This window comes from Citrobacter sp. RHBSTW-00881, assembly GCF_013728515.1.
Taxonomy (GTDB): Bacteria; Pseudomonadota; Gammaproteobacteria; order Enterobacterales; family Enterobacteriaceae; genus Citrobacter; species Citrobacter braakii.
The window spans coordinates 132,790-154,466 of the sequence record NZ_CP056270.1; the positions used below are offsets into that span (position 1 = coordinate 132,790).

At 48.6% G+C, this 21,677-nt stretch carries 23 protein-coding genes; 6 read left to right on the forward strand and 17 right to left on the reverse strand.

Features of this window, described 5'->3' with window-relative positions; genetic code table 11:
* From HV311_RS25795 to HV311_RS25805, 3 genes are all read right to left on the reverse strand, one after another.
* Positions 1-318: a hypothetical protein gene (locus tag HV311_RS25795; protein ID WP_020996134.1), complete on the reverse strand. Its 318-nt coding sequence runs from the start codon at positions 316-318 to the stop codon at positions 1-3.
* A gap of 109 nt (positions 319-427) precedes the next feature.
* Positions 428-1,498: a phosphoadenosine phosphosulfate reductase domain-containing protein gene (locus tag HV311_RS25800; protein ID WP_007372151.1), complete on the reverse strand. Its 1,071-nt coding sequence runs from the start codon at positions 1,496-1,498 to the stop codon at positions 428-430.
* Positions 1,491-1,814: a hypothetical protein gene (locus tag HV311_RS25805; RefSeq protein ID WP_020996132.1), complete on the reverse strand. Its 324-nt coding sequence runs from the start codon at positions 1,812-1,814 to the stop codon at positions 1,491-1,493. Before HV311_RS25805 ends, HV311_RS25800 begins: the two co-directional genes overlap by 8 nt.
* A 122-nt stretch (positions 1,815-1,936) precedes the next feature.
* Between HV311_RS25805 and HV311_RS25810 the strand changes: the two genes are divergently transcribed.
* Positions 1,937-2,926: a hypothetical protein gene (locus HV311_RS25810; RefSeq protein WP_007372150.1), complete on the forward strand. Its 990-nt coding sequence runs from the start codon at positions 1,937-1,939 to the stop codon at positions 2,924-2,926.
* Between the two features lie 26 nt (positions 2,927-2,952).
* Here HV311_RS25810 and HV311_RS25815 read toward each other — a convergent pair whose 3' ends face one another.
* From HV311_RS25815 to HV311_RS25835, 5 genes are all read right to left on the reverse strand, one after another.
* Positions 2,953-3,357, reverse strand: coding sequence for a hypothetical protein (locus tag HV311_RS25815; RefSeq protein WP_008786799.1), 405 nt, complete (start codon positions 3,355-3,357; stop codon positions 2,953-2,955).
* Between the two features lie 326 nt (positions 3,358-3,683).
* Complete coding sequence (locus HV311_RS25820) at positions 3,684-4,235, reverse strand: hypothetical protein (RefSeq protein ID WP_007372149.1); 552 nt, start codon at positions 4,233-4,235, stop codon at positions 3,684-3,686.
* Between the two features lie 29 nt (positions 4,236-4,264).
* Complete coding sequence (locus HV311_RS25825; protein ID WP_007372148.1) at positions 4,265-4,501, reverse strand: hypothetical protein; 237 nt, start codon at positions 4,499-4,501, stop codon at positions 4,265-4,267.
* A 77-nt stretch (positions 4,502-4,578) separates the two neighbouring features.
* Positions 4,579-4,869 (reverse strand): hypothetical protein, encoded by a 291-nt coding sequence (locus HV311_RS25830; RefSeq protein ID WP_007372147.1) that lies wholly within the window; start codon positions 4,867-4,869, stop codon positions 4,579-4,581.
* A gap of 185 nt (positions 4,870-5,054) precedes the next feature.
* Complete coding sequence (locus HV311_RS25835; RefSeq protein WP_008786797.1) at positions 5,055-5,456, reverse strand: hypothetical protein; 402 nt, start codon at positions 5,454-5,456, stop codon at positions 5,055-5,057.
* A gap of 356 nt (positions 5,457-5,812) precedes the next feature.
* Here HV311_RS25835 and HV311_RS28145 point away from each other — a divergent pair, with 356 nt between their 5' ends.
* Positions 5,813-6,496, forward strand: a complete 684-nt coding sequence (locus HV311_RS28145) for a hypothetical protein (RefSeq protein ID WP_008786796.1) — start codon at positions 5,813-5,815, stop codon at positions 6,494-6,496.
* A gap of 85 nt (positions 6,497-6,581) precedes the next feature.
* Here the strand turns inward: HV311_RS28145 and HV311_RS25845 are convergent, their stop codons facing one another.
* The 6 genes from HV311_RS25845 to umuD form a co-directional block, all read right to left on the reverse strand.
* Entirely contained in the window at positions 6,582-7,073 is a 492-nt protein-coding gene (locus HV311_RS25845; protein WP_000217395.1) for a GNAT family N-acetyltransferase, read from the reverse strand.
* 170 nt (positions 7,074-7,243) lie between these two features.
* Complete coding sequence (locus HV311_RS25850) at positions 7,244-7,501, reverse strand: helix-turn-helix domain-containing protein (RefSeq protein ID WP_001333498.1); 258 nt, start codon at positions 7,499-7,501, stop codon at positions 7,244-7,246.
* 288 nt (positions 7,502-7,789) lie between these two features.
* Positions 7,790-8,170, reverse strand: coding sequence for a type I-E CRISPR-associated protein Cas6/Cse3/CasE (locus HV311_RS25855; RefSeq protein ID WP_127649377.1), 381 nt, complete (start codon positions 8,168-8,170; stop codon positions 7,790-7,792).
* A 312-nt stretch (positions 8,171-8,482) separates the two neighbouring features.
* Positions 8,483-9,373 carry a DNA replication terminus site-binding protein gene (locus HV311_RS25860; protein WP_007372144.1) on the reverse strand — a complete coding sequence of 297 codons (891 nt, stop codon included), beginning with the start codon at positions 9,371-9,373 and terminating at the stop codon, positions 8,483-8,485.
* A 149-nt stretch (positions 9,374-9,522) separates the two neighbouring features.
* Positions 9,523-10,788 (reverse strand): translesion error-prone DNA polymerase V subunit UmuC, encoded by a 1,266-nt coding sequence (gene umuC / locus HV311_RS25865; protein WP_009652912.1) that lies wholly within the window; start codon positions 10,786-10,788, stop codon positions 9,523-9,525.
* On the reverse strand, positions 10,788-11,204 hold the full coding sequence (umuD, locus tag HV311_RS25870) for a translesion error-prone DNA polymerase V autoproteolytic subunit (RefSeq protein ID WP_008786793.1): 417 nt from the start codon (positions 11,202-11,204) through the stop codon (positions 10,788-10,790). Before umuD ends, umuC begins: the two co-directional genes overlap by 1 nt.
* Positions 11,205-11,457: 253 nt before the next feature.
* On the opposite strand from umuD, the gene HV311_RS25875 reads away from it, so the two are divergent.
* Entirely contained in the window at positions 11,458-11,961 is a 504-nt protein-coding gene (locus HV311_RS25875) for a hypothetical protein (RefSeq protein ID WP_007372141.1), read from the forward strand.
* A 358-nt stretch (positions 11,962-12,319) separates the two neighbouring features.
* On the opposite strand, the gene HV311_RS25880 is transcribed toward HV311_RS25875, so the two are convergent.
* Together HV311_RS25880 and HV311_RS25885 are read right to left on the reverse strand one after the other, a co-directional pair.
* Positions 12,320-13,342 (reverse strand): IS110 family transposase, encoded by a 1,023-nt coding sequence (locus HV311_RS25880; protein ID WP_001567660.1) that lies wholly within the window; start codon positions 13,340-13,342, stop codon positions 12,320-12,322.
* Between the two features lie 23 nt (positions 13,343-13,365).
* Positions 13,366-16,404, reverse strand: coding sequence for a Tn3 family transposase (locus tag HV311_RS25885; RefSeq protein ID WP_160387628.1), 3,039 nt, complete (start codon positions 16,402-16,404; stop codon positions 13,366-13,368).
* Positions 16,405-16,571: 167 nt separating this feature from the next.
* Between HV311_RS25885 and HV311_RS25890 the strand changes: the two genes are divergently transcribed.
* Positions 16,572-17,213: a recombinase family protein gene (locus tag HV311_RS25890; RefSeq protein WP_049592188.1), complete on the forward strand. Its 642-nt coding sequence runs from the start codon at positions 16,572-16,574 to the stop codon at positions 17,211-17,213.
* 257 nt (positions 17,214-17,470) lie between these two features.
* Here the strand turns inward: HV311_RS25890 and cadR are convergent, their stop codons facing one another.
* Positions 17,471-17,896: a Cd(II)/Pb(II)-responsive transcriptional regulator gene (gene cadR, locus HV311_RS25895; RefSeq protein ID WP_049592187.1), complete on the reverse strand. Its 426-nt coding sequence runs from the start codon at positions 17,894-17,896 to the stop codon at positions 17,471-17,473.
* A gap of 85 nt (positions 17,897-17,981) precedes the next feature.
* Here cadR and HV311_RS25900 point away from each other — a divergent pair, with 85 nt between their 5' ends.
* Positions 17,982-20,387 carry a heavy metal translocating P-type ATPase gene (locus tag HV311_RS25900; protein WP_049592186.1) on the forward strand — a complete coding sequence of 802 codons (2,406 nt, stop codon included), beginning with the start codon at positions 17,982-17,984 and terminating at the stop codon, positions 20,385-20,387.
* Positions 20,384-21,472, forward strand: a complete 1,089-nt coding sequence (lspA, locus tag HV311_RS25905) for a signal peptidase II (RefSeq protein ID WP_071200096.1) — start codon at positions 20,384-20,386, stop codon at positions 21,470-21,472. The genes HV311_RS25900 and lspA overlap by 4 nt, the downstream gene beginning before the upstream one ends.
* Positions 21,473-21,677: the final 205 nt, after the last annotated feature.

Sequence of the window (21,677 nt, forward strand, 5' to 3'; positions counted from 1 at the left end):
CTACCCTTTGTATAGAGTCGACATCTGGGCAGAAGTGAATGAGATTAACTCTTCAACCTGCCATTCGCTGATACTCTCCTGGTGGATAACCGAGTCCAGAAGTGAGCAGAAGACCCGACCTTCACAGAAGGCATCGAATAAGGTTTGCCAGGCACCGGCGAATCGCCCGGCCAGTTTACTTCGCTGACGTTTACTGCGGCAGCGATGCAATTCTTGCTGAAACAAGGATTCGTTTTCCGCACTGCTTTTTTCATGCAGAGCATCCCATAACTGGTTGAACCGTGTTTCAGTACAATTTCTGGCCGTTACCATCGTCATAATATTTCCTTCAGAGGCGGTTAAGCCTGTATCAATGTTGCTATTTGATATCTATTTTCCACGTAATATTCAGGTGACGAAATCTCAGCTATAAATCGCTGATGGCTAATTAGTCTGACCCGCATTTCTCCCGGTTGTACGCCCCACCAGGTAGCACCCATTCTTTTGACATGTTAATGACGGGCAATGTATAGACCGGATTTACCGCTTGCAGCAGCGCTTCCTCATCCGTGATATTAATAGGAGAAATATTCTGGCTTAGATCCAGAACATTTATTCGTTTACGACTGATAGTGACCCCAAAGCGGTTTTCATAGTTGGCCATTGCGTGAATACGCTCGGGGAAATAATGTTTGATGGTTGCCCATATGCGAGCACTGTTGTATATACACGTTAAGCATGAACTGCGACCCCATCCAAGACGATACGGTACTGGGGCTGTAACACGATGTTTTGCTAAAATCTCCCAGACTTGTTCTTCAGACCATTCAAGTACTGGCCTCCAGGCATCAACTTGTCTTTTTTTGCAACTGCTGGTATGTGGCTCCAGTTGTAAGTAATTGAATCTATTAGAGCTTTCCGCTCTCCTTTCCCCCGTAATAAAAAGCACCTTTTTTCCGTCAAAGCGTCTCTGATTTGTGAGTGCTCGCCGACCAACATCAATTTTTAGTGCTGATGAGCACCAACGTGTTTTAAGGCTTGGTGATTGCTGAGGGAACCGAAGTCGCGTGGCGGGAGTGCTTCGCTGGATATCACGTTCCGCGATTATTAATCCATCTGGGGTTTCGATACATTGCGGGCGACTGTAGCCATTCTCTTTCAGCATCTCACCTTCCATTCCTCCCTGAAGCCAGGAGAACATCAACGGTATCTGAAATGTTGAAGCTATTTTGCGGTTGTAGTCGGCCATAAATGGCCAGTCCATTAAAGTACTTCCCTCGCGGCCATCAACATCGTGATGCCAGAGTTCCACCCTGGACAGATCGACCCCGATGTCAATTAAGTGGAGAAGGCAGGCTATGGAGTCTTTTCCGCCGCTAAGGCAAATGATTATCACGTCATAGCAAGATATGTCGATATCTGGAGCGTTCCTGTACGTTTGTCCTGATAGTGGCGTGGTGATGCCTGCTATGCTACTCAGTGCAGGAATAATAAAGTTATCGTCGATTAAATCACTCACTTGCCGCGCTCCTGCTCTGAAGTGAATTTGTCAGAATCGCAGCAAGTCTAGTCTCGCCTAATGATGAGGCCAGATCTGATAGCGCTAGTTTACCTGCTGCTTCCATACCAAGTGCCTTTACTCGACTGGTATCAAGAACTGCAATTCTTTGGCCTGTTGCCTTACAGACAAGCGCATATCGACATACGCTTAATGTGCGATGGATGATGAATGAGAACATTTGATTGTCGATTTGTGCGCTGAATTTGCAGATCACATTTACTTTATGCGTCAACCCATTCTGGATTATGATTGTTGCAACATCGTCTTTAGGCATATCTACCTCCGGCTTTTTACTAAGCCTAATACGACGCTAACAGCTGACGAAATTTGCTTACAGATATAACTTTCACTGCAAATATCGTGTTATGAGTGACTGATTACTGCTTTGGAGACAGAATGGATTTTTCTAAAACTACTGTAGTGAAACCCGGTTTAATTGGTGATAACAACGCGTATTGGGCGATGCACTTTTGCTCAATTATTGAAACCCTTTATGATAATAACCGGATGAAGGTACGTTTTAATTCCCCTCTCATGGGGAAACATACACCAACAATGAGAAACCTAGTTTCATTAGCTGGTGAAGGATATTTTTCTTTAATTAAAGATCAGTTCAGAAACTTCGGTCTACAAAATTTGCTCTGCCACTATCTGATGAGTTATGAAGGTAGAGAAGTCTTAAATACTATACTTATTAATTTGTCTGATTATCGCAATGTCGATATCCTCGCTAATATGAGCCAGTTTGGTGTATTCATTAGCTGCCGTGACTTTAGAAGTGGCACTAATTTTGCGGTAGAGCATAATCCTTATCTACTTGGCCATGAGAATGTCTTTTATAATTCAGTTTATAATAGCTTAAAGTTTGCAGATCTATGCATTCTTTTCCGTATGAGAACGAATCCTAACCAAGAATCAGCTACTTTGTTTGGCATTCTTGGAGAGGTCGAAGGAAACAATGGTCAGGACTTGAAGAGACCGGCCTTCTGGGGAAGGAAAGGTTTGTATTTGTCTTTTGGTATTGGAGTCAATCCTAAACCCAAGGGGGAAAAACGTTCTAATCAATTTCAGCTTAATGACTGTACTTGCCAGTGGGTAAACGCTGCTGATGGTTATAAATTTGTCGCTATTTTTGAGTCAGAACACCATCTTGTTACAGATTATCTCGATGCAATAGGTACTATTGAACACCTTAATAAATTTGGCCCCAACCATCCTTTTCTAACACATTATCCAGCTCGGCACATTCTAAACATTGTGAGAGATGGCTGGGATAAATCAGTTGATATATTGATTACTGAACTGCGACGTTATCTTGCGCCTAACGAATTAGCTTCGCTAGGAACAAATCCAGTAATACCCTTTATACCCTCATTCAAACATTAAAATAAATGGGGCTACGGCCCCATTTTTTACTCACGATATAAGATGTAATAACATTTTCTGACCTGCATACTGTTGTTCAGGTAACCACAAAGTGCTTCACGACCATCCTGACTACGACCTATCCATAGGCCAGCCAAGCGTTTATCTGGTTGCTCAGACAGTATGAAAATTTTGCTGTTAATAAGACCAATGAATGGGCGTTCTACTCCCTGGGGGACTACAAAATTCCCCAGCGGTTTGTAACTTTCCAGGTTCAATACGATCGCAGCTGTCTGGTCACTGGAATTGTCAGCATCGTCCTGTTGCTCGCTGGCAGCAGGTTGTTGGTAGTTTTGAGAAGGCTGCTGAGCATAGAAATCGTTCGGATCGATCGATTCTGCGCTGGTTATGAAGGGCAATAGTGCTAAAAGGCCAAAAACAGCTTTTTTCATATGTCCACCATAGGGTTATGCGTTTAAATATGATTAGGCTATCAGTACCAATGCTGTCAGGCTAAAAACAATGGGGACAAATTGAGGGCTTTTATGTTGTGTTTATTGCTATTTTTGTCCTGCAATAGCATCTATTTCACACAATACACAGTGACATTTAGCTGGTGGCTCAAGTCGTTCGAATTGCGTCAGATTATGCAGACGTAATCGAGGTATACGTCTGACAGCATGATGGCCACACGAAAGTTCAAGAAACCAGATTCGTCCGTTACGGCTCCCGTCCTGAACCTTTACGTTTACAACTTCTCTCCATATGCGAATCATGGCTAACCTTCTGCCGGGCTCGGTGGTTCATCGTTGTCCTGGGTAATTTTAACGTAATCACCCTGATTGATAACGATTACTTCATTAAGATGAGGGCTGTAACGTACCCTCTCTACTTCGTCGAGATAGTCCACATGTCTACGCGCCTTGTTATTCGAGAAGCCGAGCGCTTTCCCTATTGCGTGAACTGATGGCCCACGGCCACCATTTCTGTTCATGTATTTTTTGACATACGTGATGATTGCTTTCCTGTCACTGGTCATGTCCGGGAGTTCGGCAATGTCATCATGACCTTGTCCTTTCGCTACGCGCAGCGTCATAGACTTTCTTTCACCATCGATAATGATTCGTCCCTGGTCATGCAACTGCCGGATACGCCGGGAAACGAGCCCTTTTGAATACCCCAGAGAAGAACAGATCTGCTCGTAAGACGGTGCTGCACCCTGCTCTTTGATTTCTGTCACAATGAAATCAAAGAGCCTGTCCAGGTGGGCATTTGCTTTTGGGGCGTTCTGTGCTTTTCCAGAAACACTACCGGCGTTGTCTTCAGTCATATCCCTTCCGTCCAGTTGGTGGTTGTTAATTAATGCGGGCTATCGACGTTCTTCGTCGAACTGAGACTAAAAGGCACGACGTCCGCTTTTACATCAGTTAAGGAGTGATTACCGCAGAGTTGCCCTTTAACTTTAGTCAGGCCCACCAGCGCATCCTCAAGCAGTTCTGATTCCTGAGATGTCACATTACTACCCAGTTCCATACCGATTTTTTCGCCCGCGTCCTTGAGGATACTGATAGCACGATCGATAGATTCACTGTACATAATCGCCACCTTGTTCGTTTTGTTAACATAGCCAATTAGTGCGTGTTCAGCTATAGCTGAGTTGTTTTATCACCTGTTTATGCGGCCCTTTTTCTTGCCAGGCAGCGAGCTAAAACCCGTTCCCTGGCTTCATGCTGCTCATCGATACAAAGCTGAATTCCCAACCCCAGGATGTAACGCTCCTGAAGTTCTGCCGGATGGAGGAAATTGAGCGCGGTGAAACCAGCTGGCACGGAACCATATTTGGCCAGGCTGTCTTCGTAACGTCGCTGGGCTATTTCACAAATTAAGTTATATTGAGCAATAGCTGCCTCACGTCCAACTTGATTGAATATTTCAACCGCCAGGACTTCCGAACATGTCTGCATTTTTGCATCCGTTTTGTTTACCTGACATCAGTATCACCCCGATGTGCTGGCTAACGAAATTTACGGATAGATGAATGTAATGAGGGGAATAGAACGTAATGGAATGTTTATACTGAACCCAAATTATGGGGAGCTTGATAATCAAATGTGGAAGTCTGTTGAGAAGCAGACTTCCAGACTTGGTATTAACTGGTTTTCTGACTATTAAGCCAGCTGATTAGCTCATCTTGCGTGTCAAAAGACGCGACAAAGGTCTGCTCCTGATCAGGACGTTGTGCATCCCTTATCGCTCTGAATGGAGCTTCACCGCTATAGTAGAATATTGGCTCCGCACGGCGTTTGACCCATGCTGATTGCTCGCGCTCTGCGAGCTCGCAGGCTTCTTCGTAATTGTCCGCTACTCCCAGCACTGTCGAACGATCCCAAGCTCCTCCATTCAGGCATCGAACAGTGATTTTCCCGTCCGGGCAAGTAATGCCATATGGATGATCCCACCAGGCATCAAGCTGAGACTTTGAGCGCTTTTCATTAGGTGTATCGTCGAAGTTTTTAGGTAATACCGGATTAAGGGGTATGCAGTTTGGCACTTGGATTCTCCCTGTAGCCTGAATCTACAAATAGGCAGTAAGCAATGTTCGTCAGGTTAACATGTACCTCCTGTTAGGTAATTAAGTACTTCGTTCCATTTTCGATATTCGCGTTATCTGACTCATTTTCTCCGACTTCAGGAGATCTCCATGCTGCTACGTAAGCCATGTGAATCAGGCTTGTTTTTCGCCCCGCTTTGACCCCATTTCCATGATGTTCTCAAACCTCGCGCTGTTACAGTAGGACAACTGCTACTGACGAGGTGAATATGACCAGATACCTTGGATACTGCGCCCTTGCGCTCCTTACCGTCCTGCCGACCGCTTCGGTATATTCTGCTGTACAGAATGATACAATGGGCCTATACGCTCCCGATCCCAGCTACACACCTGACATCCAAAATTCAGCACCTGTAACGCCTTCTCCGGGGGATGACAGTCTGTACAGTGATGACGTACCCGATTCATCTACCGCTCCAGAAAGCACCATTACCCCCCTGAATAGCTTTGATGTTATGTCTTTTTCTATAGGGCCGGTAAGCCTGCGGATGACAGCTTCTGAAGCGATCACTGCTATCACTGACAAACTTGGCCAGTCTGCTGGTGAAGAAATTCAAAAGCGCTACAGTAACAACTCATTGAATAGTATTTTCTGGGGAGATGCTCACCAGGAGACGGTGGTCTATTTTATCCCCGATACGGCAGTTGACCCCATTGAGCCGGTGGCTTACAAAATCCGCTTTTCATTCAGCAACCCTGATCTCTTACTGAAGTCGGCGATCGAGAAATATGGAGAGCCTTCAGTCTCTGATGCCCAGAGAGGTCGTTATATCTGGTGCAAGGCACTGGCGGAGAAAACGAATAAGTGTGATGACAGTAAATCTGAGCTTACGCTGACAACGCGAGAAGTTGAAGACACTGGCATCCTGACTCTCAGCGACCCAACGGTCTCATTTGATGCCTCGCGGACTGCAACGGCCACCCCGGATAAAGACCAGGCTGCGACTGAAGATAACCAGGGGCCATTGCCACAGCTCTGAAGTCGTCCGTCGCTGTCCAGCATCCTTTTGCAGGATTACTAAACCGACTGAATTCGTCAGCCGGTTTTTTTATCTGAATTTTACATTAGCGTCTGAAAGTACGCTTTCCAAACGGGCTTATCTCTTTGACGTGAAAACCCGCATTAGTCAGCATCCTGGCCATGACAACTGATGCAGGAAGACAGGATGCCTCCACTTTATGGCCGGGAGTAGCATCCAGAATACTTTGCAACATGGAGCGCCCAAATCCTTTTTGTCTTTGACTCCTGGTAACACCAAACATCCTGATTTCCAGATGTGAAGCAAGTCCATTTGCACCATTTTTGCCCGTCAGTAGGGCAAAACCTATCGCTGCGCCATTATGTTGAGCATCAAAGACAAACAAGAAATCGGCGCAATTCTCTCCCCGTTCCCGCCTGGCAATGGCTTCTGAGATCTGACTTTCGAACTGAGACAGTCCGTCATCATCATCAAAGTTAAAATACCCATCCCGCATACCGTCGCGAATCACCGCTATGATAAAGGGAACATCCTGTTTGGTTCCAAAGCGCATTTCAGGGGCAGATAACACCGTCATCAGTTTGTCTCTCGTAACCGTTATTATTCCATCAATTTGATTACATGGAGGTAAAGAGGTCAATAGAAATGAACGGGGTATTTCGCTGATGACCATTTGATCGGTGTTAGTGGTTTCAGTAGCAGAGCCAGGAGGTATATAAGGCCAGCAAAAATGCCAGCCTTTTTCATTTAAACCGGTTTTCTTATGATTCTCTTGATCGGCATTCCTGCCTTATCAAAATATCGGGTTGGCCATATTTCTTGAGGTTCTTCACCAATTGCATTAGCGATGATGATCTCGCCTCTAGGCCAGTCACGTGTCAGTGCATTTGCCAGAGTGCTGCTTGAAAGACCGTTAGCCCTACTCAGTGAGGCAAGTGACAAACCTTTCTTATGTAGCGCAGCTATGATGTCTGCCTTATGCCAGTCCTGTTTTTCCATCTCCATTTCCTTTGGTGGTGAATCGGAACATGGTTTGCAGTACCAGCTAATGACGACTGGCGAGCCGTAAGGCTCCCACGCCCCGACCCACCATTGACAAAAAACAGGCGAGCGAGTGCGAACCGTTCAAGTACATGAACGGCGTGTCATTAGTCGGGGCTGCAAATCCCCACTCTTACGATTTAGTAAGGGCTACAACAGTTTACAGCATTTAAAGGGTGTATCAGAAGTGTTAATGCCGTAAGTTTGCGAGTCGGTTTGAAATTCAGATAATAACTATGCTTAATGGCCTGTTCAGGAAAGCACTTCGATGCTGTTCATATAGCCAAAGCCGAATATCCGCTTTCTGCCGATCCCGAAAGCGTATGCCTGTTCAAGTGCGCCGACATCTTCAATCACGCATTCAGCATCGTACTGGCTCATCGGTACAATGATCTTGTGGGATGTACGGCCAACGCTCCCGGGCTTAATAATATGGAACTTGGTGCTTCGAACGATACGTAACCGTCCACAGATCACTCCGGCCCGTTCCAGGTGATAGTGGATATAATCCGGGAGTTCATGGGCAGGTGGACAAATCTCTCTTTTCCGGCCTCCAGCTTCCTCGCGTCGAATAGTGGCCAGCGAGCCGCAGATTCGAATTTTCTGGCCAGACACAAACATGATTTCCTTCATGACTTCGCCAGGGAGCCCGAGTGCAACAGCCGTTCTCAGAACAACCTGGGTGTCGGAGGCACTTTGTTTGCGAGAGTAGAAGGTGTATGGGAGTCGCGACCCAGAACGTTCCTGGACTACCTTATCCAGTTGCTGGTGGATCCCATACACGTCACCTGGGGCGATTCTGAACCTGAGCGCACATTCAAAGTATTTCACGCCACATTCCTTGCTGAACATAATGAATTTTCAATATTAGTTTCAGGGTATGGCATGGACGGCGAGTGACGAAATTATGAGGGGGGAATACGGCCAGTCCTTTGGCCGGTGTGGTCAGAGAATCATTTCGATACTTTCGCCGTGGAATATACCGATCACATCTGTCTTGAGGCGGTTACTCCTCGGCTTTACTTCATTGGCCACGAACTCTGGCAATGGCCGAATTTTCACGTGCTCATCCTGAATGATAATGAACGGCATAGATGAAGCGGCAGAAAGACGCAGTATCTGGTCGGGGTGTTCAGGATCAGCCATCGCGATGTTTGCAGCTGGATGCACTTTAACCGGACGGCGTAAGCGAAGCTTTTCTTCCGGTACACGCGCAATAGCCTTAATCAACGAGTTGAGTCTGACTGATTTATCTTCATCTTCCTCGATGTCCTTGCCCATCTTCTGGAGCAACTCGATTTTGTTAACCCTGCTAAAAAGCGTCTTTTGCCTCCAGCCGAAACTGACCAGATTGACGTTAGCATTATCAAACATACGCAGCTGCCGATAGAGATGCAGGGTCATGACACCAGGGCAGGCGCTATGCAGCGCGTTGAAGCGCATGTATTCCGGTCGGCGATCACCACCGTAGTTTTCGATGATGTGGCGTTGAATGCTCTCTTTATGCTGGTTGATGGATGTCACCAAACGGGTAACCAGCTGAGAGAATTCCGCATCTGTATTGTCGTACCATAATACGCCGGTAGTGCGCCGAGCGGACTTCTGCGAATAGCCATCCCTGATATGCAGGTCAGCGTATGCCGCGCAGGCAGCATGGACAGCATCGTGTCCCTGTTTCAGCTCAGGCATGATGTGTTCGATGGCCATATCTTCTTCGCCATCAGCAACGGCTGGCAGGACGCAGACACTCGCCTTGAGCGGAAGCCGGGAACCCAGCACTCCACGAAGTTGTGTGATCTCGCTCTCCAGCGTCTGGAAAGTTGTTGAGATATTCATTTCTATCCCCGAAAAAGGGCTCTAAACTCCCTCCGCTGCACGGAGGACTGTATGTACATACATACTCATAACAAGCGAAACCGAGTATATCAAGTTCGTTTTGTTTACAGACGAATTTTATCGATGACGAATGAAGTTTTCACTGCTGATTAGCCAATCCTGACGCGAGGGATTTCATTAATGTTAGTGAGATAGGATGGTGACAATAACTCCCGCCGCATCGTCCAGTCTTTGTCGATGCCCTGGCCCGCAAACCATAATTTCCCCCGACCTGACCGGTTAATTCTATCCATCACGCCCATCAACGCTTCACCATTGGCAAAGAGTCGGTTCTCACCAAACAAATCGAGCTGGCTGGTGGCGCTATCATAAAAGTCAGATAGCATCACTCCGGCTTTATGGTATCGGTATCCCTCCTGCCAGATATGCCGGAGCCCTGCGACCGCAGCCGCAATGATTTCCCGGGTATCGGCGGTGGGGTTTTCCAGCTTGACTGTCTGCTGGCCACTGTAAGGGGCCGTTTTCGAATAGTAACTTGTGCCAATAAAAACCGTTATGCAGCGACAGTATTGCTTCTCTTCGCGCAGCTTCTCGCCTGCACGTTCGGCATACTCACACACCGCCTGGTGCATTGCTTCGTAGTGCTCTATTTTCTGGCCGAATGAACGCGAGCTGATGATCTGCTGCTTAACCTTCCTCACCTCTTCCAGGGCTATGCAGGACTCGCCATTCAATTCGCGCTGCGTTCGCTCCAGTACGACTCCAAATGTGTTACGGATAAGCGATGTTGGCGCATTGGCCAGATCGAGAGCAGTCCTGATGCCCATGCTGTTCAGTCTGGTGGCATATCTCCGGCCCACCCCCCAGACATCGCTTACGTCAATATATGGCAATAATTTACGTTGTCTTTCTGGACTGCTGAGATCAACCACTCCGCCTGTTTTAGTCCATGTTTTTGCAGCTTTATTTGCTAGTTTTGCCAAAGTTTTAGTTGTCGATATGCCCACCCCCACGGGTATATGGGTGCTCTTTAATACGGTTTTCTTTATTTCTCTTCCATAGTCATCAAAATTATAATTTTTCTGCATTCCTTCAAACGAAAGGAAAACTTCATCAATACTGTAGACCTCAGTATTACTGGAGAATTTAAATAATGTCTCACACACCCTACGGGAGATCTCCGCGTACAAGGCATAGTTAGAACTGAAAACATGTACACCGTTAGCTTCAAAGAATGCTTTCTTCTGGAAGTACACGTCACCATTCTGGATACCTAATTTTTTAGCTTCCGCTGAACGTGCCACGACCATGCCATCATTGTTCGAAAGGCATACAATTGGCTTGTTCACCAGATCGGGCCGAAAGACTCTCTCGCAGGAGGCGTAAAATGAGTTGCAATCCACCAGGCAGAACATCACAAGGCCTTGTACACGATGAAGGTCACCACGCCAAAAATGGCCAGTTCTTCGCCTTCTTTCAGATAGATCGGTGACATCCGGCTATTCATTGGCAGTAGCGCGGGAGCCGGGCTTAGCTGCAACCGCTTAATGGTGAAATCACCATCAACGGTCGCAATCACAATATCCCCCTCTTTCGCCTCAAGTGAGCTATCCACGATGACCAGATCGCCTTCGTGAATACGTGCCTCTACCATCGATGAACCTGTTACTCGTAAGAAGTAGGTTGCAGATGGATGTTTGATGAGGTGAGTATTTAGATCAATAAATTCATCAACATAATCGGAAGCGACTGAAGGGAAACCTGCGCTGACAGGCTCAACGAACAACGGGAATTGGCCTGGTGATTGTTGTGTCACTGGGATAAGTTTCATAATGCTCTGCTCTTCGTGGTGCTGTATATCCATACAGTATTATAGACAGGAGCCAGGAATTTTCGCACCTCCTTTTCCGAAAGTTATTTTCCGCTATCACTCTTCAGGTTTTTCTTATCACTTGTCCAGAAGTGGGTAACTGCACATAACAAATTGCAACCATATGATTCCTCAGTTCATTTTCAGAATTTACTCGTGCTTACTTCGTATACAATTCGGAATTTATCCGTACATTTTATAAGGAGTAATAACGATGAAGCAGTTTACAAATGAAGCAACTCAACAAATGCTGGCCGACTTTGACAAATCCCCTTTCTCTGACGCTGATCTGGCCGCAATGGATGTGGATGCTCGACAAATTATTGAGCAGAACGCTGAAAGGGATCGCCAACACCCGGTAACAGCAATCTGGCGTGTTGCGGTCGAGGGAAGCCTGACTGCGCGAGGTGGTGTCGTAACCGCTGTTGATAGCGCCAGGGTTATGGATCTAGGCAACGGTCAAATGGTCAAAATCGCAGTGGAGGGTGATGCAGTCACTTATACCGATGGTTCATCTGCACGGATTGTTTCAAGCGCTGGCCAGAAAGCTACACACTTCGAGAAAGGGCTCGCGCTGGTGGGCAGCGTACTGGATAACGGGGATGAAATTGTCTCGACCCCGCAGGACAGATTAGTGCTGTTATCGCGCAAAGGTATGGCTGAAGCCCCCGACTTTCTGGCAATACCCGGAGGCGTGACTCATGGGGTATCGAACTAACAATTATGGCCGGGGCCAGGCGCTCCACGGAGATAAAACCACCACAGGCGCGACCGTCCTTACTTGGGGTCAGTTTGGATATCGAAAATTATTGTACTATAAGGGCTTCCCCGGCATGTCAACGCCGGTGTTTACGGTTTCTGTCTGCACTATAGTAAAAAAATAAAGGGGAGAGACTGCGGTACTATAAACGGTCATGATGAATCGTCATCGATTCGGACCCTGATGAAAGACGCTCGTGAGGCTCTAGTTCGTTAGTCGGGTACACTTGCCCTGTACAATAAGCAGATATACCTCACGGGGTCTAACCCTTTATCATCAACGAGTTGCAGAACAGATGGTCATACAGCTTTGTACTTTAGCTGGCTGAGTACAACCTGAAATCATCACCGTAATGCAATGATGCCCAGCACAGTCTTGCATTTTTGGCAGCGATGGCAACAACAGCGCGCCAGTATCCTCTGCGTTCGACCAGTGAGCAGACCCAACGACTGAATAAATCAGTCCTTTTCTCCGCCCCGATCAGTACCGAGCGGGCACCCTGAACCAGAAGTGTTCTCAGATACGAATCGCCAGCTTTCGTTATCCTGCCAAGCTTCGACTTTCCGCCGCTGCTGTACTGCGATGGTGTCAGTCCCAGCCAGGCTGCCAGCTGGCGCCCATTCTTAAAATCATGTGCATTACCGATACTGGCGACCAGCGCACAGGCCGTTGTGGGGCCAACGCCCTTCAATTCCATCAGCCGCTGACTGCGATGATCTGTTTTGGCCATGCGGGACAAAATTCGGTCATATTCAGCGATGTTATCTTCAATGCGAGCAACGTGCTCCAGCAAATCATCAACACATTGCTGAACCTGAAGTGGTAAAGAATTCTTCTGCTCAAAAACTATGTGGCGCAGGGCATCTGTACTTTGTGGGGCGATAACGCCGAATTCAGATATCAACCCCCGGAGACGATTATATGTTGCTGTTTTCTCTTCGATAAAACCCTGTCGGGTACGATGCAGACACTGCATTGCCTGCTGGCTCTCATCCTTAACCGGCACAAACCGCATATGTGGGCGACGAACCGCCTCGCAGATAGCCTGAGCATCAGCTGCATCATTTTTCCCTGATTTACCAGCCATGCGGTAAGGCGATACAAATTTAGCGGCCATCAGACGCGGCTCATGACCATACTGCCGAAACAGTCTTGCCCAGTAATGAGCCCCGGAGCACGCCTCCATCCCGATAACACAGGGCGGCAAACCAGCAATCAGCCCGGGAAGAGCTGCGCGGGTTACTCTGGATTTAACCAGAACGGTTTTGCCATTCTGGTCAACGCAATGAACAGCGAACACATTTTTAGCAAGATCGATACCGACAGTAGTAATGGTCATAACGAATCCCTCCGGGGTTGTGTTTACCCCATGATTGCACAAGAGTTAATCAGGCGCATAATCAGGGGAAGTCCCTTCCATTCGTTAAGGCTATTTTTTGACCTTTCGACTTTAGCGGGTCTCAACCGACGAAACTTACCGGAAGCCGGTATCCGGTTGCTTTTCCAGATATAATCGCCTGTCAGATTGATATGCTCCCAGCCTAGCGGGGACAAATGCGACAGCAATTGATCGTTGATCTTCACCCCTTTACGCTTCAGGGCATCGACCGCTCTTTCCATATAGACGGTATTCCACAGCGAGATAGCTGCCGTCAGCAGCGTCAGTCCACTGGCGCGATAGCTCTGATTTTCCGGTTTACGATCCCTGATTTCACCCAGACGGTGCAGGAATACCGCGCGCGCCAGCGCGTTACGGGCTTCTCCTTTATTCAGTCCCGCCTGGACCCGCCGACGAAGTGCCGGATCGCGGAACCAGTCGATCATAAACAGCGTTCGTTCAATACGGCCAATTTCTCTCAGTGCTTTGGCAAGTCCATTTTGCTTTGAGTAGCTGGCAAGCTTTTTCAGCATCAGGGATGCCGTCACTGTTCCCTGCTTTATCGAGGTTGCCAGACGCAACACTTCACGCCAGTGAATTTCGATCTCTTTCAGGTTCAGGCTGGTCGTTGATATCAGTGACTGAAGCGCCGGGTACTGGTCTGCTTTCCCTTTGATAAACAGCTTCTTGTCATGGAGATCCCTGATTCGCGGACAGAACGCAAATCCCAGCAGATGCATCAGGGCAAAGACATGATCGGTGAAACCCGCGGTATCGGTGTAATGCTCCCTGATTTTCAGGTCACTTTCGTGGTACAGCAAGCCATCGAGAACATGGGTTGAATCCCTGACCCGACTTATTATGCAGGTGTAAAACGGGCTGTATTGATCCGAAATATGGGTATAAAACTGTCGTCCGGGCTCCTGCCCATATTTCGGGTTAACCTGTCCTGCGTAGCGGCCAGTGCTGCCTGTTCTGAAATTCTGTCCATCTGATGATGATGTTGTCCCGTCTCCCCAGAATGCCGCCAGCGGCCTTTTCCCCTGCGCGTTTACCAGTTCTGCAAGGGCGGCTGAATAGGTTTCGTCGCGGATGTACCATGCCTGAATATCTTCAAGTGATGATTTGGTACTCCCGGGGCAGGCTTCTGCCATTTTTGTCAGGCCAAGATTGATGCCATCCGCAAGAATGGTGGTGAGAAGCAGGCGGGTATCGGGACGGGTAATGTCATTTTTTATATGCGAAAAATGTCGGGTAAACGTCGTCCAGCCGTTTACCTCATCGAGAATTTCCGTGATTTTAGGGCGCGGTAGCATGCTGTAAACCAGCTCTGCCAGCGGTGAAACCTGCGCCGGTACGCAGTTATCCAGCGGAGAGACTTTTACGCCCCTGTCGGAAATTTCCACATCGGGCAGTTCACCAAGGGCTGCCATGGCATTGACCTCTTCAAGTCTGGACTGAAGCAGGGTCATACGGCTGGTAATGTACTCATGGTAATCAGCAGATACGGGCAGTGGCAGCGCCGGAGTGAGTTTGTCAAAGTCCTTTTCGGGAATGAGGTAATCATCAAAATTTTTGTAGCGCCGTGAGCCTTTAACCCAGATGTCCCCGGAGCGCAACGCTCCCTTAAGCTCGCTGAGCGCACAAAATTCATAATACTGCCGATCAATACCCGCAGGTGTAATCACCACCCTGTGCCAGCTTTCAGGGACAAACTCAAGCGGCGCAGTCGCCGGAACTTTACGTGAGTGCTTCAGGTACATATCCTTGATCACAACCAGCGCATCAGCCAGAGGTTGCGCTGCCGGGGTTGCGACTAACTGTAAAGTGGATAACATGCGTGGGGCATATTTCCGTAATATGCTGTATTTCTCGGTAATAATATGCAGCGGGTCAAAATTATTTTTTCTGGCGAGATGGCGTGTTTCCTCCAGACTGGCGACAAATTCAGGCCATGGGAGTATATTTTCTATTGCGAGCCATGGATCGTCACCGGAATCGCGGGCATCAGACAGCGCCTGACCGACATCGATGTACTGCCTCAGTTTTGACTGGATCAGCTTTCCGGTCTGCTGAAGGCGCTCTGCCTGTGTTCTTTTGGCTTTGCTGAAAAGGCTGTTCAGCATTCGCTCATGCAACTCAATCACTTCGTCTGTCAGTGTGGCTCTGGCTTCTTCCAGCACGCACACCAGGATCGCATGACGCCGGGTTGCTGAAAATCGGGTCAAATCACGGCTACTCATCTTCCGGCCTTCCCGCGCCAGTTTCAGCAACCGGTTCTGGTGAATGGTACGATCTATACCTTCCGGTAATGCCAGCGATTCAACGCTGCTGAGCCGATCAAGATGTTGCAGCACGTTCTTACCATTGATTTTACCCGGCGGTTGCAGAAGCCATGTCAGCCTGGAAGACTGATTATCCGATGACTCAAGTAAACGATCCAGGGCATCCCTGTGAGCCGGAGTTAACGGGGCATTCAGAGTCTGAAATACGATTTTATCGCCGCCTGCCATGGCCTCAGCACAGGTACGCTCCACGACATCAATCGCGGGGATTATTACGTTGTTCTGCCGGAGCCAGACCAGCATCTCTTCGGCCAGGAGAATACCTTTATCAGTACGCGTCGCCATCGACAGCAGGTGTGTAATACAGTCCTGCTGTATTTTGCCGGTAAATGCCTTCACGCCAAGATAGCGGTACAGTTCGGTTAAATGCTCGCGCCGGGTCGTATCCCTGCCGGAAAGGTAAGCAGGCCAGAGATCACCGGTAAGATTTAGCCTGCTGGCGATATGTTTCAGCAGTGCATCAGAGGGTGGGATTTTTTTATCCGGGGCAAAGCCAACATTTTTCAGATAGCAAAGAAGGACGGCAAAACCAAAACGGCTGGCGGGTTTACGGTGAGCACAGATAAGCGCCAGATCATGCTCACTGAAATAGGCCATCCGGGTCAGCGTTAACTCATCGTCTGGCAATGCCAGTAATGATTCTCTTTCCGACAGAGAAAGAATCTGCCTCCTTGCCATATAGTTTCCCTCATAAATTATCCGATGCGGTATTTTTAACAAAAATGGTTATCGCATAAGGGTACACCCTGACGGCATAAACAAAATGTGACGATACTCCATGAATGACATAACCTATATGCGATAGAATTAATGCAATAATCTAAATGCGACAATGCGGTTAAAAAATGTTCATCAGAGCTTATTTAAGAGCATCGACGGAAGATCAGTTCGCCGACCGGGCAAAAGAGATGCTGGAGCAGTTCGTTCAGGAGCGGGGGCATAAAATTGCCAGTTACTACCGGGAGAACATCAGCGGTACAAAACTTGACCGCCCGGAACTGGGACGCTTGCTGATGGACAGTCACCGTAATGATATTTTACTGGTCGAGCAGATAGACCGCCTGACCCGCCTGAGTAACAGCGACTGGAGGACGCTGAAAAAGCAGATCGAACAACACGAACTGCGGATTGTCAGCCTGGATGTCCCAACCTCATGGCAGGCACTGTCAGATAAAGACCCTTCGCAGGCTGACCCGATCACCCGCGCTGTGATAACCGCCATCAATAACATGCTTATCGATCTGATGGCCGCGATGTCGCATAAGGACTGGCTGAACCGCCGCCAGCGCCAGAAGCAGGGTATTGAACGGGCGCATAAACTGGGAAAATACCGGGGTAAGCAGGCCGATCAGGAGCGTCATCAGAAAGTCCTGTACTACCGTCATGTCAAGAAACTGAGTATCAGGGAAACAGCGGATGCGACAGGGTACAGTCCCTCCCAGATTTGCCGCATTCAGGCTCTTTATAAAGAAGTGACATCTGATTAAAAAGCAACATTGACAACTATGATATTCGTTCCCTCAAAAGGAGCCCTTGTCTATATCTCTCAGAGAAGAGGCGGGCGTCTCTGTGTTTATTCTTCATACTAGCCTTACAGATAAGCAATATGCCAGATTATTTCTGCCCTTACTGACTCAGGATTAGATTTTGTTCTTTACCGGTAGTATATAATTGACTGCCAGCAACATCATACACAATATGTCATTCATCACTGGCATTATCAAAACACCGGGCTCGGTTCCCTTCAAGTTGGAATGCGAACTGGATGGCAAGAGTGATTCGTTAGCCCTTGCAGGATACCGCACTCATCTACCTGCCGGGTGCCAGAACACCTTTCGCGCAAAACGGACAGGTGTTTCTTCAACTGCAACAATACTTCTATGCGTGCCTCCACCTGCTGGATATGATCATTCAGTAGTAAACTGACTTCGCCGCAATCCTGACCCGGATTGTCCCGCAGCGCCAATAATGTCCGTATTTCTACCAACGTAATGTCCAGAGACCGACAATAGCGAATGAATTGCAGGCGTTCGACATGAGACTCACTGTAGAGCCGGAAGTTACCATCACTGCGCGCTGGCTTTGGCAATAACCCCTCTTTCTCATAGTAACGAATAGTGACAGTTTCGCATTTTGTCCGCCTGGCAAGTTCACCAATCTTGATTTCCATCCCTCATCCTCATTTAAAACTTGACTCTATAGTAGCTATAGAGTTCTTAATGAACAACACATAAACCTAAATCACAGGAAACGCTATGAGTAACTGCAGTTCAAAGGGATGCGGTTGTTCGACCATACCGATGAGCCAACCCGCTTCGCAAGCCCAGCCAACAGCTGAAGTGGCTCAGGCCGTCTACCGAATCGAGAACATGGATTGCCCTACAGAAGAGGCGCTGATCCGGAGCAAGTTGGCTACATTGACGGGTGTGATTGACCTTGACTTCAATCTGATGCAGCGGACATTAACCGTGCGGCACGAATTGCCATCGTTATCTCCGGTTGAACAAGCTTTAAAAGCTATCGGAATGCAGACCGAACGCCTGGATAGCGCTTCTGGCGAACAGACGACCAGACTGGTAATTGCCAAAATGGATTGTCCAACTGAAGAGGTTTTAATCCGTAATAAGCTTTCAAAGATAGCCGGGGTGACCCGTCTCGATTTCAACCTGTTGCAGCGCACCCTGTCCGTGCATCATACTCCTAACACGATGCCCGAGGTTCTGGATGCGCTGAAAACTCTGGATTTTGAGGCTCAGGTACTTAATACAGAGGGAACCACCTTATCTTCGGCAGTATCGGCACGGGATTCTACCAACTGGTGGCCGCTTGGTGTTTCATTGGTAGCTGCACTGGCTGCGGAGGCTGTCTACTGGTTCCTGAATGGCAACCATTGGTCAGTCATTGTTCTGGCACTGGTCGCCATCTTAACTGGCGGTCTTTCTACCTATAAGAAAGGCTGGATTGCACTTAAAAACCGCAACCTGAACATGAACGCCCTGATGTCAATAGCAGTCACTGGGGCCATGTTGATTGGCCACTGGCCAGAAGCGGCGATGGTGATGGTGCTGTTTGCACTTGCTGAAGTGATTGAAGCAAAATCGCTCAACCGTGCCCGTAACGCCATCCGGAGCCTGCTTGATCTTGCTCCCGAACAGGCCACAGTGCAGCAGCCAGATGGCTCGTGGCGGGAAGTTGAGGCAAGCCAGGTCACCATCGGCAGCCGGGTTAGGGTTAAACCTGGTGAGCGAATCGCCTTAGATGGCGAAGTGAAAGTGGGACGTTCTACGGTAAATCAAGCGTCGATCACTGGAGAAAGCCTGCCTGTTGAAAAAGCACCAGGTGATCAGGTGTTCGCAGCCACCATCAATGAGTCCGGTTCCTTCGAGTATATCGTTACGGCTATCGCCAGTAACTCCACACTGGCCCGTATTATTCACGCGGTAGAAGCAGCACAAGGCAGTCGTGCACCCACCCAACGTTTTGTCGATAGTTTTGCACGCTGGTACACGCCTGTAATATTCATTGTTGCTATCGCGGTAGCGCTAATTCCTCCGTTGTTCTACTCCGCCGCGTGGCTGGACTGGATTTATCGCGCGCTGGTTTTACTGGTTGTCGCCTGTCCGTGTGCGCTGGTGATCTCTACGCCAGTGACTATCGTTAGTGGCTTAGCCGCCGCAGCCCGGCATGGAATTCTAATCAAGGGAGGTGTCTATCTTGAAGAAGGTCGTAACCTTCGCTGGCTGGCACTGGATAAAACCGGCACGATCACTCACGGCAAACCTGAACAGACCGATTTCGCCGCATGGGGCGAAGCGTCAGCGGCCAGTAGTCGAAGTATTGCTGCGAGTCTCGCGGCTCGATCCGATCATCCCGTGTCCAGAGCCGTTGCGCACGCAGCAAATATCGATGGTATTACGCTACGTGATGTTGCCGAGTTCGTGGCATTACCAGGGCGTGGAGTGAGTGGCAGCATTGATGGCGTAACTTATCATCTTGGTAATCATCGGATGCTCAAAGAACTGGACTATTGTTCACCTGAACTGGAACAGCGCATCGATGCAATGGAGCGTGAAGGGAAAACTGTAGTCATTCTGGTGAGTACAAAGGGGGCTCAAGCCCTGTTCGCGGTAGCAGATACCATCAAGGATAGCAGCAGGAGCGCTATCACGGAGCTGCATGCACTGGGCATCAATACGATGATGTTGACTGGAGACAACCAGCACACCGCGCACGCAATAGCCACGCAAGCCGGGATCGATCGTGCACGGGGTAACTTATTGCCACTGGACAAATTACACGAGATTGAGCAACTGACTCTGACGGGCAAAGTCGGTATGGTGGGAGACGGAATCAATGATGCACCAGCCCTGGCTCGTGCTGACATCGGATTTGCAATGGGTGCGGCGGGCACCGACACCGCCATTGAGACGGCGGACGTTGCCCTGATGGACGATGATTTACGCAAAATATCGACATTCGTGCGTCTGTCGCGTGTGACGGCTAAGACGTTAAAGCAAAATATCGTGCTGGCATTAGGCATTAAAGCGATATTTCTGGTACTTACTTTCTCGGGGCACTCGACCATGTGGATGGCCGTATTTGCCGACATGGGGGCCAGCTTGCTCGTGGTGGGCAACGGTCTTAGGTTGTTACGCCGATGAACTGGAAATTCATTTTCTATGACTGGTATGGTCTGAACGCCGAGTTATTCGAGGCCATCAATGCGGGGATGCCTGTCACGCTGGGACCGCTTGTGTGGTTCTTAAGTCTGGTGAGTAATTACTGGACTGCGCCATTGATGCTGCTTGGGCTGTGGGGATGGTCGAGATTTGCCCTCCTTCCGGCCCAGGCTAATGCGGTCTGGTATCGGTTCATCATTTTTAGCACCGCCATTCTTCTTGCCTTGTTGGCCACCAGTGTTTTGAAGCTGTGGCTCGATTTCCCGCGCCCGACAGCCGTCTTTGGCGAGTTGGTAAGCATCGCAGGTGAGCATGAGAAAAACTACAGTTTTCCCAGTGAACATGCGACTTATTCGGCGCTGGTTGTCGGCACTCTTTGGACGCTGGTCGGGTACCGTGGACAAATCTCTTTGGTACTATATGCTGTCCTCGCTGGATGGGCATGCATTGCTGCCGGGATATCATTCCCGGCTGATATACTTGCAGGCTGGTGCATAGGTTTGGGCTGCATTGTTATTGCAAGAACGCTGATAGCATTTATTGCTCCTGTATGGCAGACAACTCGCCACGCATCGTCCTTAATCTGGTATGGAGTGACTTTTTTTGCTTTCATCACCGATCAGCTAACAAAATTCGTTATCGTTCGCATATATTCTTATGGCGAACAGGTCGAAGTAACGCCATTCTTCAATTTAGTTCATGTCTTAAACCCGGGGGCTGCATTCAGCTTTCTGGCAGGAGCGGGGGGCTGGCAACGTTATTTCTTCATCACTTTTGGCTTAGCTTTCTCTGCCTGGCTAGCGTACATGCTGAAAAAACAGCTTTCACGCCCTGAGGCACTGGGATATAGCCTGATGCTCGGAGGTGCGCTTGGAAATATTGCTGATCGCATTCTGCGCGGGTCAGTTGTCGATCTTCTCGACGTCCACTGGCAAGACATTCACTGGCCCGCCTTCAACCTGGCTGATGTGTTTGTTGCCGCAGGCGTAACCTGTCTGATCATCTCCAGTTTGTATCAGACCAGGTTAGCCCGAACTGAGAAAAAGTCAGACGGAGTTATCCCTTAAACCGGGGTCGACGTGTCAGAATGGAATGAAAGCTAATTGCTATATGAACTAAAGACTTATAATACTTCCTGAAAAAGGGCTGAAAGGCCTGGCCATAGCATTCGTGCGGATCTGTAGTGGTTACCAGAACCCGGAGCGTTAGCTTTAGCACGCTCCGGTGAACATAGCTTACTCTGAAATGGCATCGGGAAATAATTCTCAGCGA